This is a genomic window from Paenibacillus selenitireducens, from assembly GCF_002021565.1.
Lineage (GTDB): Bacteria > Bacillota > Bacilli > Paenibacillales > Paenibacillaceae > Paenibacillus_K > Paenibacillus_K selenitireducens.
In genome coordinates this window covers 294,440-313,656 of record NZ_MSZX01000007.1, presented here as the reverse complement: position 1 = coordinate 313,656, position 19,217 = coordinate 294,440, and the positions used below count along the sequence as shown (strand labels likewise).

Annotated in this window: 17 protein-coding genes and 1 other RNA gene; 17 read left to right on the top strand and 1 reads right to left on the bottom strand. The window is 44.7% G+C overall.

Annotation, left to right across the window (positions count from 1 at the left end; genetic code table 11):
- Nucleotides 1–11 precede the first annotated feature (11 nt).
- The 15 genes from gap to BVG16_RS19055 all read left to right on the top strand — a co-directional run bounded on the left by gap (nt 12) and on the right by BVG16_RS19055 (nt 15,510).
- Entirely contained in the window at nt 12–1,022 is a 1,011-nt protein-coding gene (gene gap, locus BVG16_RS19125) for a type I glyceraldehyde-3-phosphate dehydrogenase (protein ID WP_078500595.1), read from the top strand.
- 116 nt (nt 1,023–1,138) lie between these two features.
- Entirely contained in the window at nt 1,139–2,320 is a 1,182-nt protein-coding gene (locus BVG16_RS19120) for a phosphoglycerate kinase (protein WP_078500593.1), read from the top strand.
- A 234-nt stretch (nt 2,321–2,554) separates the two neighbouring features.
- Nucleotides 2,555–3,310, top strand: coding sequence for a triose-phosphate isomerase (tpiA, locus tag BVG16_RS19115; protein WP_078500691.1), 756 nt, complete (start codon nt 2,555–2,557; stop codon nt 3,308–3,310).
- Nucleotides 3,311–4,849 carry a 2,3-bisphosphoglycerate-independent phosphoglycerate mutase gene (gene gpmI, locus BVG16_RS19110; RefSeq protein WP_078500591.1) on the top strand — a complete coding sequence of 513 codons (1,539 nt, stop codon included), beginning with the start codon at nt 3,311–3,313 and terminating at the stop codon, nt 4,847–4,849.
- 83 nt (nt 4,850–4,932) lie between these two features.
- The gene (gene eno / locus BVG16_RS19105) at nt 4,933–6,219 is read left to right on the top strand and encodes a phosphopyruvate hydratase (protein ID WP_078500589.1); all 1,287 of its coding nucleotides are present in this window, start codon (nt 4,933–4,935) and stop codon (nt 6,217–6,219) included.
- Nucleotides 6,220–6,437: 218 nt separating this feature from the next.
- Nucleotides 6,438–6,677 carry a preprotein translocase subunit SecG gene (secG, locus tag BVG16_RS19100; RefSeq protein ID WP_078500588.1) on the top strand — a complete coding sequence of 80 codons (240 nt, stop codon included), beginning with the start codon at nt 6,438–6,440 and terminating at the stop codon, nt 6,675–6,677.
- Between the two features lie 310 nt (nt 6,678–6,987).
- A complete protein-coding gene (gene rnr, locus BVG16_RS19095) occupies nt 6,988–9,642 on the top strand; it encodes a ribonuclease R (protein ID WP_078500690.1) in 2,655 nt (884 codons plus the stop codon).
- Nucleotides 9,643–9,734: 92 nt separating this feature from the next.
- Nucleotides 9,735–10,193, top strand: a complete 459-nt coding sequence (locus BVG16_RS19090; RefSeq protein WP_078500586.1) for a VOC family protein — start codon at nt 9,735–9,737, stop codon at nt 10,191–10,193.
- Between the two features lie 133 nt (nt 10,194–10,326).
- Nucleotides 10,327–10,806, top strand: a complete 480-nt coding sequence (gene smpB, locus BVG16_RS19085) for an SsrA-binding protein SmpB (protein ID WP_078500585.1) — start codon at nt 10,327–10,329, stop codon at nt 10,804–10,806.
- Nucleotides 10,807–11,131: 325 nt separating this feature from the next.
- Nucleotides 11,132–11,495, top strand: a transfer-messenger RNA (tmRNA) gene (gene ssrA, locus BVG16_RS19080).
- 544 nt (nt 11,496–12,039) lie between these two features.
- Nucleotides 12,040–12,813 (top strand): MerR family transcriptional regulator, encoded by a 774-nt coding sequence (locus tag BVG16_RS19075; RefSeq protein ID WP_078500583.1) that lies wholly within the window; start codon nt 12,040–12,042, stop codon nt 12,811–12,813.
- The gene (locus BVG16_RS19070; RefSeq protein WP_078500581.1) at nt 12,803–13,153 is read left to right on the top strand and encodes a DMT family transporter; all 351 of its coding nucleotides are present in this window, start codon (nt 12,803–12,805) and stop codon (nt 13,151–13,153) included. Before BVG16_RS19075 ends, BVG16_RS19070 begins: the two co-directional genes overlap by 11 nt.
- The gene (locus BVG16_RS19065) at nt 13,153–13,467 is read left to right on the top strand and encodes a DMT family transporter (protein ID WP_078500580.1); all 315 of its coding nucleotides are present in this window, start codon (nt 13,153–13,155) and stop codon (nt 13,465–13,467) included. Before BVG16_RS19070 ends, BVG16_RS19065 begins: the two co-directional genes overlap by 1 nt.
- 269 nt (nt 13,468–13,736) lie before the next feature.
- A complete protein-coding gene (locus BVG16_RS19060) occupies nt 13,737–14,528 on the top strand; it encodes a sensor domain-containing protein (protein WP_078500578.1) in 792 nt (263 codons plus the stop codon).
- Between the two features lie 418 nt (nt 14,529–14,946).
- Nucleotides 14,947–15,510: a tyrosine-type recombinase/integrase gene (locus BVG16_RS19055; protein ID WP_078500576.1), complete on the top strand. Its 564-nt coding sequence runs from the start codon at nt 14,947–14,949 to the stop codon at nt 15,508–15,510.
- 76 nt (nt 15,511–15,586) lie between these two features.
- Here the strand turns inward: BVG16_RS19055 and BVG16_RS19050 are convergent, their stop codons facing one another.
- Nucleotides 15,587–16,270 (bottom strand): universal stress protein, encoded by a 684-nt coding sequence (locus BVG16_RS19050; protein ID WP_078500574.1) that lies wholly within the window; start codon nt 16,268–16,270, stop codon nt 15,587–15,589.
- 125 nt (nt 16,271–16,395) lie between these two features.
- Between BVG16_RS19050 and BVG16_RS19045 the strand changes: the two genes are divergently transcribed.
- Together BVG16_RS19045 and BVG16_RS19040 are read left to right on the top strand one after the other, a co-directional pair.
- Nucleotides 16,396–18,807: a Na+/H+ antiporter subunit A gene (locus BVG16_RS19045; RefSeq protein WP_144027421.1), complete on the top strand. Its 2,412-nt coding sequence runs from the start codon at nt 16,396–16,398 to the stop codon at nt 18,805–18,807.
- The gene (locus BVG16_RS19040; protein WP_078500571.1) at nt 18,794–19,216 is read left to right on the top strand and encodes a Na(+)/H(+) antiporter subunit B; all 423 of its coding nucleotides are present in this window, start codon (nt 18,794–18,796) and stop codon (nt 19,214–19,216) included. The genes BVG16_RS19045 and BVG16_RS19040 overlap by 14 nt, the downstream gene beginning before the upstream one ends.
- The last annotated feature ends 1 nt before the right edge of the window (nt 19,217 follow it).

Sequence of the window (19,217 nt, the reverse complement as noted above, 5' to 3'; positions counted from 1 at the left end):
AGGAATCATCAATGGTTAAAGTTGGTATTAATGGATTTGGACGTATTGGACGCCTTGCTTTCCGCCGTATTCAAGCTGTGGAAGGTATCGAAGTCGTAGCAATCAATGACTTAACAGACGCAAAAATGTTAGCACATTTGTTGAAATATGATACAACACAAGGTCAATTCCAAGGAAACGTTGAAGTACACGAAGGTTTCTTCAAAGTTAACGGTAAAGACGTTAAAGTTCTTGCTAACCGTAACCCTGAAGAATTGCCATGGGGCGAGCTTGGTGTAGACATCGTTCTTGAATGTACTGGATTCTTCACTACTAAAGAAGCTGCTGAGAAACACATCAAAGCAGGCGCTAAAAAAGTTGTTATCTCCGCTCCAGCAACTGGCGACATGAAAACAATCGTATACAACGTAAACCATGAAATCCTTGATGGTACGGAAACAGTTATCTCCGGCGCATCTTGCACAACGAACTGCCTAGCTCCAATGGCAAAAGTATTGCAAGACAAATTCGGAATCATTGAAGGTTTAATGACTACAATCCACGCTTACACAGGTGACCAAAATACACTTGATGCTCCGCATGCAAAAGGTGACTTCCGTCGCGCTCGTGCAGCTGCTGAGAACATCATCCCTAACACAACAGGTGCAGCAAAAGCAATCGGTCTAGTTATCCCTGAACTTCAAGGTAAACTAGACGGTGCAGCTCAACGTGTTCCAGTAGCAACTGGTTCTTTGACTGAGTTGGTAACTGTTCTTGACAAAAAAGTAACAACTGACGAAGTTAATGCTGCAATGAAAGCTGCTTCTGATCCTGCAACTTATGGTTACACAGAAGATGAAATCGTATCTTCCGACATCAAAGGTATGACTTTCGGATCGTTGTTCGATGCAACACAAACAAAAGTATTAACAGTTGGCGACAAACAATTGGTTAAAACAGTTGCTTGGTATGACAACGAAATGTCTTACACAGCACAATTAATTCGTACGTTGGAATACTTCGCTAAACTTGCTACGAAATAATGGCAGTTTCAGCACGATCTATAGAGCGGAAACAGATTTATTTGTTTCCGCTCTTTAACAATGTAGGTGCATTTCCTTAAAACTTAAATTAAATTCATGTTTGGAGGAACAATCGGATGAACAAAAAGAGTGTACGTGACGTAGAAGTAACTGGCAAACGCGTATTTGTCCGCGTGGATTTTAATGTTCCATTAGAAGATGGTAAAATTACAGATGATACACGTATTCGCGAAACCCTACCAACGATTAAATACTTAATCGAAAACGGAGCAAAGGTCATTCTAGCGAGCCACATGGGTCGCCCGAAAGGTCAGTTCGTTGATTCGATGCGTTTGACGCCTGCTGCAGTTCGTCTTGGTGAATTGTTGGGCAAACCTGTAGTAAAAGCGGACGAAGCGATTGGCGATGCGGTAAAAGCACAAATCGCTGCGATGAAAGATGGCGACGTATTGTTGCTTGAAAATGTTCGTTTCTATGCAGGCGAAGAGAAAAACGATCCGGAATTGGCTAAAGAATTTGCATCCCTTGCAGATTTGTTCGTCAATGACGCGTTCGGCGCAGCTCACCGTGCACATGCTTCAACAGCAGGTATTGCACAATACTTACCAGCGGTTTCCGGACTTCTTATGGAGAAAGAATTGAACGTATTGGGTAAAGCGTTACTTAACCCAGAACGTCCATTCACAGCGATTATCGGTGGATCAAAAGTTAAAGATAAAATCGATGTCATCAGCAAAATGCTAGAAATTGCAGACAACGTATTGATCGGCGGCGGTTTGGCTTATACATTCTTCAAAGCACAAGGCCATGAAATCGGACAATCGCTCTGCGATAACGAGAAATTGGAAACAGCTCTCGGATTTATCGAGAAAGCTAAACAACTTGGCAAAAACTTCTTGCTTCCAGTGGATATCGTGGTTAGTGATGATTTCAGTGCAAACGCGAATACGAAAATCGTAGATATCGACGGCATCCCAGCGGATTGGGAAGGTATTGATATCGGACCTAAAACACGCGAACTTTACGCAGACGTGATCAAGAACTCCAAATTGGTTGTATGGAACGGACCAATGGGCGTGTTCGAAATCGAGCCATTCTCCCATGGTACACGTGCGGTTGCCCAAGCTTGCGCAGATACAGCAGCTTACACCGTAATTGGTGGCGGTGACTCTGCGGCAGCGGCTGAGAAATTCCATTTGGCAGACAAAATGGACCATATCTCGACAGGCGGCGGTGCATCTCTTGAGTTCATGGAAGGTAAAAAACTTCCAGGTGTTGAAGCTCTAAACGATAAGTAAAAAAGCTCAATGTTGTTTGACAAAGCTGTAAGCCATGCCGCTCATTGCGAAAAATAAGTTGCCCTCTTCATCTCAGACATCTTGTTTTAAACCCCTTGATTTAACTTTTTAAGGTTGGGGTTTAAAGCCAAAACTCGTATTCAGGCAATCTTATTTCTCTCCATTCGCGGAATGGCTTAAGGCTTAGTTCAAACCTCATTTTCGCTAAGCAAGAAAGAAAAGGACGTGAAAATCTTGAGTAGAACTCCAATTATTGCAGGGAACTGGAAAATGTTCAAAACCGTAAGTGAGGCAACTGCTTTCGTTCAAGAAGTAAAAGGGAAAGCAGAAGTTGCGGGCGTGGAAAGCGTTATTTGCGCACCATTCACGAACTTGCCAGCACTTGTTGAAGCGGTAAAAGGTACTTCCATCAAAATCGGTGCACAAAACATGCATTTCGAAGATAATGGCGCATTTACAGGCGAAATCAGCGGCATCATGTTGAAAGATCTTGGCGTTGAATACGTCATTCTAGGACACTCCGAGCGTCGTGCTTATTTTGCTGAATCAGATGAGATCGTGAACAAAAAAATGCATGCAGCATTTAAACATGGCTTAACTCCGATTGTATGCGTAGGCGAGAAATTGGAAGAACGTGAAGCAGGCCAAACGAAAGACGTATGCAAAGTGCAGACGGAAGCGGCTTTCCAAGGACTATCTGCTGAGCAAGCAGCGCAAGTTGTTATTGCTTACGAGCCAATTTGGGCGATCGGAACAGGTAAATCTTCAACATCTGAAGATGCAAATGAAGTTATCAGCTACATTCGTGAACTTGTGAAAGGATTATATGGGGAGCAAGTAGCGAATGCGGTTCGTATCCAATACGGCGGCAGCGTGAAACCGGAAAATGTACGTGAGTACATGGGACAAAGCGACATCGATGGCGCTTTGGTTGGCGGTGCAAGCTTGCAGCCGGCTTCTTATATTGCATTGGTTGAGGGGGCGAAGTAAATGACAGCACCGAAACCTGTAGCACTAATTATTCTAGACGGCTTCGGATTGAAGAATGATCTCGTGGGCAACGCCGTTGCTCAAGCGAAGAAACCGAACTTCGACCGTTACTGGAATACATTCCCGCACACCACATTGACGGCATCTGGTGAAGCTGTAGGCTTGCCAGAAGGTCAAATGGGGAACTCTGAAGTAGGTCACTTGAACATCGGCGCAGGCCGTATCGTTTATCAAGATCTTACTCGGATCTCCAAGTCGATTCGTGACGGGGAATTCTTCGATAACGAAACGCTTATAGGCGCGGTTCGCCATGCGAAGAACAATAACAAGAAACTTCATCTGTATGCATTGCTGTCCGACGGCGGCGTGCACAGTCATATCGCGCATTTGTATGCGATGTTAGAGCTTTGCAAAAAAGAAGAATTGGATCAAGTCTACATTCATGGTTTCTTAGACGGACGCGACGTTTCTCCGGATAGCGCAAAAGGCTATATGGAGGATTTAATCGCGAAAATTCAGAAAATTGGTGTAGGTAAAATCGCTACGGTTCAAGGTCGCTACTATGCGATGGACCGTGACAAACGTTGGGAGCGTACGGAGAAATCCTACCGCGCGATGGTATATGGCGAAGGCCCTAAATACCAAGACCCGTTAAAAGCGATTGTTGAATCCTACGAAAAATCCGTGTTTGACGAGTTCGTAATGCCTACGGTTATCGTGGATGAGCAGGAACAACCGGTTGGTTTGATAGAGTCCGAAGATGCAGTTATCTTCTTGAACTTCCGTCCTGACCGTGCGATTCAGTTATCCCAAGTGTTCACGAACGCAGATTTCCAAGGATTCGATCGTGGAGACAAAGCGCCGAAGAACTTGTATTATGTCTGTCTCACGATGTTCAGTGAATCCGTAGATGGATTCGTGGCATACAAGCCGAAGAACCTGGACAATACGTTAGGTGAAGTTCTGGTTCAGAACAACAAGAAACAACTTCGTATCGCAGAAACGGAAAAATATCCTCACGTAACGTTCTTCTTCAGTGGTGGACGTGACAAGGAATTGCCAGGTGAAACGCGTATTCTTATTCCTTCGCCGAAAGTCGCAACGTACGACCTTCAGCCAGAGATGAGCGCGCATGAAGTGGCAGCCGCAGCGGTTAAAGAAATCGAAGCTGAGCGCCAAGATTGTATTATCTTGAACTTTGCGAACCCGGACATGGTAGGTCACTCCGGTAAGCTTGAGCCGACCATCAAAGCGGTTGAAGCAACAGATGAGTGCTTAGGTCTTGTGATCGAGGCTGTCCTTGCAAAAGGCGGTCAAGCGATCATCATTGCCGATCATGGTAACGCTGAGACAGAGATCGATGAGAACGGTCGTCCTCATACAGCACATACAACGAACCCGGTTCCTTGTATCGTAACCAAAGCGGGCGTGACATTGCGTGAAGGCGGGATTCTAGCGGACGTAGCTCCTACGATTCTTGACTTGATGCAATTGAACAAATCCCAAGAAATGACAGGGAACTCCCTGATCAACAAATAAATTAAAATAATCAACGTATTCCTAGCTAGCTTCGTGATCAAAAGCTGACTTTGAATACGACATTAAAAGGAGATAAGAACATTATGACAATTATTTCTGACGTATACGCACGCGAAGTCTTGGACTCCCGCGGTAACCCAACTGTTGAAGTAGAAGTATATCTTGAATCCGGCGCTAAAGGCCGCGCAATCGTACCTTCAGGTGCTTCCACAGGCGCTCATGAAGCTGTTGAGCTTCGTGATGGCGACAAATCCCGTTACATGGGTAAAGGCGTTCTAAAAGCAGTTGAGAACGTAAACGAAACAATCGCTCCTGAAATCATTGGCATGGACGCTTTGGACCAAGTAGGAATCGACAAAGCGATGATCCAATTGGACGGAACACCGAACAAAGGTAAATTGGGTGCTAACGCAATTCTTGCTGTATCCATGGCCGTAGCTCGCGCAGCTGCTGAAGCTTTGGATATCCCTCTATACGTATACCTAGGCGGATTCAATGCGAAAACTCTTCCAGTACCAATGATGAACATCATCAACGGTGGTGAGCATGCAGACAACAACATTGACGTTCAAGAGTTCATGGTTCTTCCTGTAGGCGCTCCAAGCTTCAAAGAAGCTCTTCGTACAGGCGCTGAAATCTTCCACAACTTGAAAGCTGTATTGCAAGCAAAAGGCTTAAACACAGCTGTAGGCGATGAGGGTGGTTTCGCTCCGAACTTGTCTTCCAACGAAGAAGCAATCACAACAATCATCGAAGCGATCGAAAAAGCTGGTTACAAACCAGGCGTAGACGTATTCTTGGGTATGGACGTTGCTTCCACAGAGTTCTACAAAGACGGTAAATACACACTTGCAGGTGAAGGTAAATCTTACACATCCGCTGAGTATGTTGACCTTCTTGCTTCTTGGGTTGACAAATACCCAATCATCACAATCGAAGACGGTATGTCTGAAGACGATTGGGAAGGTTGGAAATTGCTTACTGAGAAATTGGGCAACAAAGTTCAATTGGTTGGTGACGACTTGTTCGTTACGAACACAGAGCGTCTTGCTACAGGTATCGAAAAAGGAATCGGTAACTCCATCTTGGTTAAAGTTAACCAAATCGGTACGCTTACTGAAACTTTCGATGCAATCGAAATGGCGAAACGCGCTGGTTACACAGCAGTTATCTCTCACCGTTCTGGTGAATCCGAAGATAGCACAATCGCTGACATCGCGGTTGCGACAAATGCGGGCCAAATCAAAACAGGTGCTCCTTCCCGTACAGACCGTGTAGCGAAATACAACCAATTGCTTCGCATCGAAGACGAATTGGCTGACTTGGCTCAATACGGCGGCATCAAAGCATTCTACAACTTGAAAAAATAATTGCTGTTCATATAGAAAAGGGATTGGAACCACTAAGGCTCCAATTCCTTTTTACGGTTATCCTGTATAATCGACTTTGGGTTCTTATCTTGTAATTTTCAATAGTTAATGATACAATAAGAATACTGTTTTTTTATAATGAATTATAATCTCATGAGTGGTTAATGAATTTCATTTACGGAAGAGGTTTGCAACGCAATTCTTTAGGAGGTGGAACTATGGAAACTTTATTCACAATTTTGCTTGTTATTTTTTCGCTAGGCTTGATCGCTGTCGTACTTCTACAAAAAGGGAAGAGCGCGGGACTATCGGGTGCCATCTCCGGGGGAGCGGAACACCTTTTCGGTAAGCAAAAAGCACGTGGCTTGGATTTGTTCTTGCAACGTTTAACGATCGCATTGGCTGTAGGATTCTTCGTGCTTGCCATGGTCGTAGCTTATTTGGTTAAAACAGCATAACTTACTTACATGAGAGTTCAGACAGCGGGAGAGCGAATCTTCCGCTGTTTTTTTACCACAATATAATTTATAAAAGTTTTGATGTATCTAAACTGAAAAATTCTGTTTGGCGATAAAAACTACCTCTAGACGCGGTCGCTCATCTTTGAATGGGCCTCGATAGAGGTTTTTCTCATTTTGCGTGGCGGAACCACTGTTTTTGGGGAATACGGATGTATAAGCTATATTTCGTGTATACTGAGTATAGATTTGCTTATTAAGATGAAGTACATATGTGCAACATGAGTTGGATTTGATTCGAGGTGATTCGGTGATAACAGAACAAGATCTGTTGGATTTTATGCGAGAAACGGCTTATAAGCCGATGACGTATCAGGAAATGGAACAGCATTTTCAGATTGACGATGCACAGGAATTTAAAGCTTTCCTGAAATTATTAAACCAAATGGAACATGAAGGCAAGATCATTCGCACCCGTTCGGAACGGTATGGGATTCCCGAGCGAATGAATCTTTTAAGAGGACGGCTGCAGGCGCATGCGAAAGGATTCGCATTCCTGATTCCCGATGATAAAGATCATCCGGATGTGTATATCCATGCCAATGATTTGAAGAGCGCGATGAACGGGGATATTGTCCTTGTGCGCGTCACTTCCAAAGGATCGGCTGGCGGGAAGTTAGAAGGGGAAGTCGCGCGAATTGTTAGTCGAGCGGTTACCCGTGTGGTAGGGGTATTTCAGAATCTGGAGACCTACGGCTTCGTCATTCCAGATGATAAACGGATTAACAGAGATATTTTTATTCCGAAAGATGCTTTTCAAGGCGCTGTAACAGGGCAGAAGGTTGTCGTACAGATTGTTAGCTATCCAGAAGGCCGCGCTGCGGCTGAAGGCGAAGTTATCGAAATTCTCGGTCACAAGGACGATCCTGGGGTGGATATCCTCTCGATCATTCGTAAGCACCAGTTGCCTGAGGCATTTCCGGAGGAAGTGATGGAAGAAGCGGAATCCGCGCCGGATTCCATTACGGATGCTGAGATTCTCGAGCAGGGACGCAGAGACTTACGCGGGCAACGGATTGTAACGATCGATGGCGAAGACGCGAAGGATTTGGATGATGCGGTGAATGTGGAGCGTCTTCCGAATGGGAATTACAAGCTTGGCGTTCATATTGCGGATGTGGGGTATTACGTTCGTGAGCGTTCGAATCTGGACCAAGAAGCGTATGCACGCGGCTGCAGCGTATATTTGGTAGATCGGGTCATCCCAATGCTGCCGCATCGATTATCCAACGGGATATGCAGTCTTAACCCGCAGGTAGATCGGTTGACGCTTTCTTGTGAGATGGAGTTCGACAATCACATGAAGGTCGTGAACCACGATATTTTCACCAGTGTGATTAAGACCAAGGAACGCATGACCTACACCAATGTACGCAAAATCTTGACGGAACCGGAAGAAAATCCGGATTTGATGGAGCGCTACAAAGATTTAGTAGATGATTTCCACTTGATGCAAGAGCTTGCTACAAGGCTGCGGAAAAATCGGATGCATCGCGGCGCGATTGATTTTGACTTTCAAGAGTCCAAAGTGATTGTGGATGAGAATGGCAAGCCCGTCGATATTATTAAACGCGAGCGCTCTATTGCAGAAATGATTATTGAAGAATTCATGCTTGCGGCGAACGAGACGGTGGCTGAACATTTCCATTGGTTGCGCGTACCGTTCTTATATCGGATCCATGAAGACCCGGATTCGGAGAAGCTGCTTAATTTCACACAGTTCGCTGCGAATTTCGGCTATGTCGTACGTGGCAAAGGCAATACTGTTCACCCGCGTGCATTACAGACGTTATTGGAAGAGATTCAAGGCACCAAGGAGCAGACGGTGATTAGTACCATGATGCTGCGCTCCATGAAGCAGGCGAAATATGATTCGGAGAGCCTCGGGCATTTTGGCTTGGCAGCCGAATACTATTCGCACTTTACGTCTCCAATTCGTCGTTACCCAGATCTTGTGATCCACCGGATTATTCGGGAGGTTGCAGAGAATGGCGGAGCCCTTACAGAAGAACGTCACGAGTACTTAACGTCTCGAATGAAGGAAATTGCTCAGCATTCCTCGGAACGGGAACGGGTAGCTGTGGATGCAGAGCGCGATACCGAACAGCTGAAGAAAGCTGAATTTATGCTTGATAAAGTCGGTGAGGAATTCGAAGGCATGGTGAGCAGCGTGACCAGCTTCGGTATTTTCATCGAGTTGGATAATACGGTTGAAGGCTTAATCCGCTTGAGCGATATGACCGACGACTACTACCATTTCCATGAGCAGCATATGGCTCTGATTGGAGAGCGTACGTCCAAGATCTATCGTATTGGGGATGAAGTCAAGATTCGCGTAGCTCGTGTGAATATGGACGATCATACGATTGATTTTGAAATGGTCGATATGAAGCCGCGCGGAAATCAGGTGAATTTCGTCGACGGTTTCGGTGATCGCGGACGTGGCGGCAAGGGACGCGGTTTCGGCCAAGGCGGTTTTGGCTCACGCGGCAAAAATGATCGCGGCGGTAAGTCGAGTGGCGGCGGTGGCAAATCACCAGGTAAACCAAGCAAATCTGGTAAATCAGGTGGACTCAGCAAGCCTGGTAAGCCGGAGCAAGGCAATAAAGGCGGCGGTAAATTTGGTAAGTTCCAGAAGACCGACAGTCGACCGAAACGTTCCGATGCTCCGAGCGCACCTGCCTCGTCTGGGAAAAAGTTCGGATTTGGCTCAGGAAAAGGCGGCTATGGTGCTCCAATCGAACCGGCCAATGGTCAAGGAATAGATGTTGAGCATAAAGATACACGGCGTAAGAATACGTCCGAGAGCGGTATTTTTGTAGGTGAAGGCAGCAGCGGTGCATCGCGGAAACGCGGGAAGAATAAGAATTCAACAGCATCGTTCGTTCGGAAGAAGAAGAAATAGAGAAGTTCGAGAGTCTGCAAAGGTTTTGCAGGCTCTTTTGCTGCGGTCGTGATAGGATAGAAGTGGAATCTCATAATAAGGATGGTGTAGGGATGGACAACTCTTTAATCACCAATCAAGTGATCGTACAAATCGGTCTTGTGGTTCATGATATTGAGGCAACCTCGCAAGCCTATGCAAAGATCTTCGGCATTGAGAAGCCAAAGTGGTTCTTGACGGATCCGATGGAGCAAACCCAATGTGAATATAAGGGCAATCCGAGTGAGGCACGTGCCAAGTTAGCTTTTCTGAATTTTGGACAGGTACAGGTGGAACTGATTGAGCCTGACGGCCATTCGAGTACGTGGCGTGATCATCTAGATGCACATGGCGAAGGGGTCCATCATATTGCTTTTATGGTGGAAAATATGGGGGAACGAGTAAAGCTGTTCGAACAGCGGGGAATATCCCTCGTGCAAAAGGGAGAATATACAGGCGGGCGATATGCTTATCTGGATACGTCGAACGAGCTGAAGGTTATTCTTGAATTGCTGGAGAAGGATAAAAAATAGCACGTTGCACGAAGGTGGATGATGGAGTGGAATCACAGTGCTGGTGCGGGTTTAACTTGCGTTAGAGGGCTGAACTCTGATACAATAGAACCCTACTAGATCGTGCGGCAACGAGCCGAGAGGAGTGATTTTCATGGGTAAGAAAAATGATGGTAAAGTGCTGGCCCAGAACAAAAAAGCTTCCCATGACTATTTCATCGAGGACACGTATGAGGCGGGTCTTGTGTTAACGGGAACTGAGATTAAATCCTTGCGGTTGGGACGAGCGAATATTGGCGATGCGTTCGCAACCATTCGGAATGGCGAGATTTTCATTCATAACATGCACATTAGCCCATTTGAGCAAGGGAATCGATTTAATCCGACTGATCCGACGCGTGCGCGTAAGCTATTATTGCACCGTGTGCAGATTCACAAGCTATTGGGACAGACGAAGACGGAAGGATACACTATTGTTCCGCTGAAGATTTATGTTCGTAATGGTTATGCGAAGCTGCTGATCGGCTTAGGCCGAGGGAAGAAGCAATATGACAAGCGTGAAGCTGCGGCGAAGCGAGATGCACAACGTGATATTCAACGCATATTGCGTGAGAAACAGAAGGTCGCCAGATAATGGCGGGCGTCACGTGCTCATGTAACTACTGCGTGTAGGATAGAATATAAATACGGTGGCTCATCAGGCAGGAGCTTCCATGGATAAGGTTTGGAGTGCAAGAACATTATGGTGCTCCTTTACTTTTGAAGCATCCGCGCCGTATAATAAGAATGTAACCACGATGGATATGAGATTCACGGTTACGTATCTACCATGCTCGATTGAAGTCGGTGGACTTCAGAATTATCACTGGTCCAGATCGAATATTAGTTGGTTCGATCGGCGCATACCCTTTATAGAAACGCGCTGTCCTAATCAGGACGACGTAGATTTCTACTTACATGGGGGCGTTCTTGGATTCGACGGGGGTAGTTCGGGCATGAGTAGCGGGTAGTGGGGACGCGTCCGCTTCATCAACGCTAAAGCCTATTAAACGGCAAACAACAAACAAACTACGCTTTAGCAGCTTAATAACCTGTTAGCGTGCTCCTACCTTCCATCGCCCATGTGGCGGGCTAGGGGCTCAACTTTAGTGGGATACGCTGTCACATCTCCGCCTGGGGTGTGCTGAAGAAGATAATCAGGCTGACCTAAAGTATAGCCGGTTACGGGGCGATACTAGGGTGACATCAAAACTGTGACTACACCCGTAGAAGCTTATGTTGCGTTATCTTCGGACAGGGGTTCGATTCCCCTCGCCTCCACCAAATGTAAAGACACTGACCGCGAGAGGTCAGTGTTTTTTTCATTTGGTGGAGTTGTAAGAGGGGTCGAACCCTTGGGTTCAGCCCGCGCGCAGGGAGCGTAGCGTACGAGCACGGCGTTTATATCCAACCTCTAATATCGTCGGCGGAGGATAGCATCGTGAGCAAGTAAGATGGAGATATGAACATTCCCCTCGCCTCCACCAACATGAAAAAGGACACCTCAGAGGTGTCCTTTTTGCATTGGTGGAGTTTCGAGGGGTCGGACCCTGGGTTCAGTCCGCGCGGACTGGAGCGAAGCGTAGGGAGCACGGCGTTTATATCCAACCTCTAATATCGTCGGTGGAGGATAGCATCGTGAGCAGATAAGATGGAGATATGAACATTCCCCTCGCCTCCACCATGTAAACCCACAACCGCATAAGGTTGTGGATTTTTGCTTTTCATCTAGCTTGTAAATCCAAATTTATTAGAATATTTTTCTAAAAAAACTTGACTCTCACGTATACTGGAGACTATATACTTGTTGTTGAGAGGTGGGGTCATTATGTACAGCATTGGAGAGTTGTCCAAGAATACAAATATATCTATAAGGACACTGAGATACTATGACGAGATCGGTTTACTAAAGCCTGCCAAGGTAGCTGATTCCGGCTACCGGTACTATTCAAATGAGGAGATTAGAGTGCTCCAGCATATAGCTGCATTGAAGGAGCTGGGCTTTACGCTGGCGTCCATCAAGGAAATGTTGTCTACAGGGAAGGATTCACAGGAGCAACGTTGGAGAGATTATCTGGATTTTGAGCTGGGAGCTATTGTAGAGGAAAGGAAACGTCTTGATGAGATGGAGAAGCTGTTGCAGACAGCAAGGCATGCCTTTGAAATGAAAGGAAAGATCGAAACGGAGGATATCTTTCTTTTCATCAGGTCACTGCAATCCCCCTTCGAGGCTAGAGAAACATTTTTTGCCCAGCATTTTTCGGATCATGAAATTAATATTATTAAAGACTTGCCGGATCTGAGTTCAAACGATCCACGAAGCATGGAGTGGGCGAAGCTGATGCGAAAGGTCAAGGAGCATATGCACGAATCCCCTTCCTCTATCATTTCTCAGAAGCTTGCGGCGCAAATCGTTGAGGTTTCCATGGAATGGTTTCAGCATGACGAGCAACTCATTGATAAGTATTGGTCATTAATTCGCCCTGAAGAAGGAATGGAAACAAAGGTGTACGGAATGGATGCCGAAGTAATGGAACATATCGATCGAATTGTTGACTATTATCTGCAGCACTTACAGGAGGGAGACGGCAATGACAGTTAAAACGGATAAGCGAATAAGTGAGGCAAGAGCATGGACTTATGTACTCTTAGGCGGACTATTGGAGATCGTGTGGGCAAGTGGGTTCAAATACGAAGATGTTCCTAGCATTGTCGTTCTTGTCTCCCTGTTGGCAAGCTTTGATTTAATTATTAGAGCAGCCAAGGCATTGCCGGTTGGAACGGTATACGCTGTGTTTGCAGGGATGGGAACTTTGGGGACTACGATTGTGGAAATCGTGATGTCTGGCGGTACCGTCAGTATGTTGCGGATTGTTTTCATCTTATTGCTGTTAGCGTGTATTATTGGTTTGAAATTGTCGAGCAAAGGAAGTGAAGCCTGATGGATTGGATGGTGCTTATTGCGGCTGGATTGCTGGAGGTTATCGGGGTAATCGGTATTAAACGCGTAGCTAAAAATAATAACTGGACCAATAACATCATCCTCATAGGCGGGTTCTTCCTCAGCTTCAAACTGCTTGTCGGGGCAATGGGAACAATACCGCTGGCGACTGCTTATGCAGTTTGGACAGGAATTGGAACGGTGGGAGCTGCTATTGTTGGAATGATATTTTTTAAGGAGTCGAAAAGCTGGCTTCGTATCGGCTGCATTCTTGGAATTATTTTTGCCGTTGTTGGCTTGAAGCTGGTCAGCTAATATTGGATTCCCCAAACCCCTATCAAAACGCGACTGCGAATTGTGGTTTTGCACAGCCATGCTTCGCCTCCATATCGAGCGCCTTTATAATCTGTAATTGTAGCTTTCTACGTAAGTGGGTCTAGGCTGTACACAAAATCATCAGGACCAGTCCTAGCCTAAAGTCTAGCTTCAGATACCCCCTAAGACGGTTATGTCAGGCGAATAAGGCGGATATAATGGATTTATAACTCAGAGCGTGACTTATGAAGCCAAAGGAGTGTTTGAATGTGAAGGCAATAGAAGCGACTGCAATGGCGCGGGCAGGTAAGGTGAATTGGGTGCTGTTTAATCCAAAAACCTATGCAACGATCCTCTATTTACTGCTATCTCTCCCGTTAGGGATTATCTATTTTACAATAGCGATAACGGGACTTGCACTATCAATCGGTTTAACTCCAATATTTATCGGAATACCGCTGTTTTTTGGAGTATCTAAGCTGTTGAATGGGATTGTGAATTTTGAACAAAGCATGATTAGACAAATTTTAGGTTTACCTACTCCTCCTGTTTCGTATACCTACAATCGACAGTCTGAAGCTGGGCAGAACTGGTTGATGCGAATGATGAGAGGTTTTGACGGGGGGCTATTCATTCGAAATCTGCTGCTCGTATTACTAAGATTTGTAACAGGCATTGTATTCTTTGTTATTATGGTAACGGTGATTTCACTAGGACTAGGATTTATTGCTCTTCCAGTCGTGCATATCATTTTGATGAATGAAATGCAACTTGATATTTTAGAGAATAGCTTGTTTAGTTATTTTCATATAGATTGGACCTATAATCAGCAATATCTGCTGTACGTAGGAGTTGGCCTTGTACTTTTTTGGGTCGCGCTTCGCGTCGTGAATGGGCTCATGCAAATTCAGCGCAGAATCATGTATGTGGATGAGCCATATCAGCAGCCGTCAGTGCCAGTGGAAACACAAATACATGCGACGGTTCAGCCGCAATATTATGAGTACCAAGAGGATCAGCCTACTCAAGGGATGATGCAGCCAGACTATAGAGAGCTTTAGAACATGAAGGTTATAATAGATATAAGGAAGAACCTAAATTTCTCAACTGCCAGTACAATAAACAAATCCTTACGATCCCCACGATGGGGGTCTTTTTTTTTGGAAAAGTAGTGAAATGACTTATTTATTGAGCGCCATTGTGCATTATTCAATGAATAGCTAATGCGTTTGTTTCCAGTGATCATTGTGCGCTTGCTGCTGCGTAATGATTCTAGAATGTTTACGGGTATCGCAGCTTTGCTGATTAAGTTTTTGTCCGACTGGATATCATTTCAATTGAAAGCTTCTTATGTGGTGTTTTTATTTTATGACAAACTAACCGTTAGATTTTTTTATAAAGTAAAGTGATTTTTTAATTGTTATGTTACTTAATATCTGTTAACCTTAAATTAAGTAACATTAATCGGAGGGATTCTCTGTGCAATTTGTTAATCCGATTCGGGACGTAAAAACCATACAAGCGATGAAAGAGGAGTTGAGAAAACACTCTGTAAGGGATCTGTTGCTTTTTGTATTGGGAATTAACACCGGGATTAGTCTTCTTGATTTGCTCAACCTTACTGTACAGGACGTTTGGGATGGCCAGAATGCTAAACAGTTTCTTTATATTAAGGATGAAAAGACAGGAGAAGAAAAGGCTTATTACTTAAACGGGAAGATCGGGGAAATACTAACCGAGTATTTATCCAACATCAATTGGAAATCTGAGGATTATTTGTTTAAATCGAAAAAGGATTGTCACCCGATTACCCGTCAGCAGGCGTACCGAATTATTAACCACTCGGCAAGGGAGGTAGGGATATCTGAGAAAATCGGGACGCATACGCTGAGAAAGACGTTTGGTTACCATGCGTATTACAGGGGAGTTGCCATCTCTATCTTAAAGTCGATTTTGCATCATCATTCCACGGCAGAAACGTTAAAATATCTGGGAATCGACAGGACTGAGAAGAGACCGATTAAAGTGGATGTTGATTTATAAATGATCTGTGTTTTGAAAAGACAAAAAAAATCTCCACATTAAACATGTGGAGAAGGTTAGTTTCTTTATTTAACTTTTATTCAACAGAGTTGTCCAAACCCATCGCTGCATAAATATCTACATTTTTTAATTCGGTGATAATCCCGTCACTAACGAGAACGTGCAAAGTTGCAGCGTCTTTCATAAATCGGAAAATTCCGTTATCGAAATCTGTGTCGACTTCTTTGAAGAAAATACCCTCATATTCCGTTTGTTTTTCATGATTGAAGCTTAACTTGTAATGATCCCCATCTTTAATCAAATAAGCTCGAATTCCCTTTTCATAAATACCTTCTTCATCCCGAATATAACGGGCAACGGAAACAATATGCAGGTCTACAAATGGGATCTCGCGTACCAAGGAGTTAATGATAGATCCCTTCGTAATTTGTTCCCATCGGCTGTGCGCCGTTTGACCAAGAATGATCTGTGTGATGTTGTTATCTCTGGCCACTTCTGCAATGACCTTAGAGACAGGGCGGCTTTCATTGTCCTTCATGATAAATTGGGCCGTTGCATGAGAGTGAGCATATTCTTTCCATTGCTCGATATAGAATAGTTTCTCGGCATCCAGTTCGTCGAATGGCTTCGGATCAACGGTCAATATATAAAGCGGAGCTTTCATCATATTAGCGATTTTACAACCGCGTTTGAGTAGTCTTTCGCCATTGGGACCATAATAAACGCAAACAAGAATGCTCTCATTAGACATGTTATTCATTTTAAGTATTTCACCTCAATGCTAGTAGTATGGCTCGATTAAACTATGTAAGACTATAGTTGATGTCACCAAAAGAGTCAATACGCAGATAAGGAAACAGAAGTCATGAATAAGGAGGAGTGCACTTGACTATATTCTATACCTTTATTTTTCTCCCGTTGATAAGTGCAATGCTTGTTCCCTTACTATATAAGTATTTCAATCGCATAGTGCACACGGGATGGTTCGTTTTACTTGTCCCTTCATCTATTTTTGTCTATTTGTTACAGTATATACCTGGTGTAGCGGCAGGTGATACCTATAAATACACATTATCTTGGATTCCGTCCCTTGATATGAATATTGTCTCCTATGTGGATGGGCTCAGCCTGTTATTCGGTCTGCTCATCAGCGGTGTAGGCACCTTAGTTATTATTTATTCAATTTTTTATATGTCTAAGGTTCGGGAGGCTCTCCATAACTTCTATATTTATTTGCTCATGTTCATGGGCGCCATGCTGGGATTAGTATTCTCGGATCACCTTTTGGTCCTGTACGGGTTCTGGGAGTTAACCAGCGTCTCGTCCTTCTTATTAATATCCTATTGGTATGAGCGCAAGAGTTCTCGCCAAGGCGCTTTAAAGGCACTATTGATTACGGTTCTTGGCGGATTCGGCATGTTAGCCGGATTTATTATGCTGATCATGATGGCGGATACGTACAGCATTCGGGAAATGATCGCGAACCTGGATGTCATCCAAAGCCATGCGTTGTTTATTCCTGCCATGCTATGTATTTTGCTCGGTGCATTTACGAAATCCGCGCAATTTCCGTTCGGTATTTGGTTACCAGATGCGATGGAGGCTCCAACTCCGGTCAGCAGTTACCTTCACTCGGCTACAATGGTCAAGGCTGGCATTTATTTAGTGGCGCGTATGACTCCGATATTCGGGGGTAGCTCCGTATGGTTCTGGCTTGTGGCCGGTATTGGTATCATTACGATGCTGTATGGTTCTTTGACGGCGCTTAGACAGACCGATTTAAAGGCGATGTTAGCTTATTCTACGATTAGTCAATTGGGATTGATCATGTGCCTGCTTGGGGTCGGTTCTTTAGCAGTCTATTTTGGACCTGGTGAGAGTGGCACTATCTTTACGGTAGCTACATTTGCCGCCCTATTCCATCTGTTTAATCATTCGACCTTTAAAGGAAGTTTGTTTATGGTTGTCGGTATTATTGACCATGAGACAGGTCGGCGGGATATTCGCTATTTAGGCGGTTTGATGCAAGTGATGCCGGTCACGTTCACGATCGCTTTGATTGGCGGCTTATCTATGGCGGGATTACCGCCGTTTAACGGCTTTTTGAGTAAGGAAATGTTTTTTGCAGCAGTGAATGACGTATCCCAAACCGGTATTTTCGGTTTGAGCAGCATTGGTATCCTGTTCCCGATTATTGCTTGGGTAGCCAGCATATTTACTTTTGTCTATTGCATGATTTTTGTATTCAAAACCTTTGGAGGACAATATCGTCCTGAAAAATTGACACGAAAAGTGCATGAAGCGCCTTGGGGGATGCTGTTTTCACCAGCCCTTTTAGCATTACTCGTTATATTCATCTTCTTCTTCCCAAATGTATTGGGTAAGTATATTCTCACCCCGGCGTTAACCGCGATTTTGCCGATGATGCCGATGTCTCCATACGACCTGAAAATCAGTGCATGGCATGGGCTCAATATGGAGCTCGTGATGACAATCGGTGTCATTGTTGTCGGTCTCCTTCTCTTCAAAACAACGAAGCAGTGGATTCAGACCATGCGGAGTTATCCGCAGAAATTAACGCTGAATCATTGGTACAATCAGGGCTTATCAGGTACAGAGAGACTCTCGGTATCCCTAACGAATCGGTATATGACAGGCTCGCTGAGACATTATCTGATCTACATTTTTTCTTTCTTTGTCATTGTATTGATAAGTTCGCTTCTGCTGCTCCATGGTCTCCAGTTCGATTTCGCAAGTAATGCAGCTATCAGTATTTTTGATGCGGGCCTTGTGCTCGGGATGGTGATCGCCGCAGGTACGGTCTTGTTTGCCGGCAATCGGATCGTGGCTATTGTTGCACTAGGCGCCTTAGGTTATATGGTTTCAATGTTCTTTGTTATCTTTAGGGCTCCTGACCTGGCATTGACGCAAATGGTGGTGGAGACGGTGACAACGGTTCTGTTCTTGCTGTGCTTCTATCATTTGCCGAAACTTACGAAAAGCATCGAGCGGATTCCTTTCAAACTGACGAATCTGGTCATATCGATCGCGATGGGTCTAACGGTGACCCTGCTCGCATTGTCCGCGAATGGACATAAATTATTTGAACCAATATCATCATTTTTTGAAAACGCCTTTGAGCTGGCGGGCGCCAAAAATATTGTCAACGCTATATTAGTGGACTTCCGCGGATTCGATACAATGCTGGAAATATCCGTGTTGGTCATTGCCGGGCTAGGTGTATATGTATTCATTCATCAGCGTTCCAAAAGGAGGGAACAAAATGAAATCGAATGATGTGATATTGAAAAGTGTAACTCGAGTAGCTGCCGTGATCATATTGACCTTTTCGATCTATTTATTTATGAACGGTCACCATCATCCGGGAGGAGGATTCATTGGGGGGCTGAGTATGGCATCATCTATTGTCCTACTGTATCTTTCTTTTGGAATCGAGAAGGTAAGGGAAAATATTCGGGTTGATTTCAAAAAACTTTCAGCGATTGGTGTGTTGATTGCAGTTGCGACCGGAATGGTGAGCGCCGTATTTGGTAAACCTTTTTTAACCCAGACCTTCGGTCATGTTGATTTACCGATCTTTGGAGATACTGAGCTCGCGTCTGCTTTGATTTTTGATACCGGAGTCGCTTTGGCTGTCATAGGCACCGCAGTCAATATTATTCTAAGCATAAGTGAGGATCGTTAAT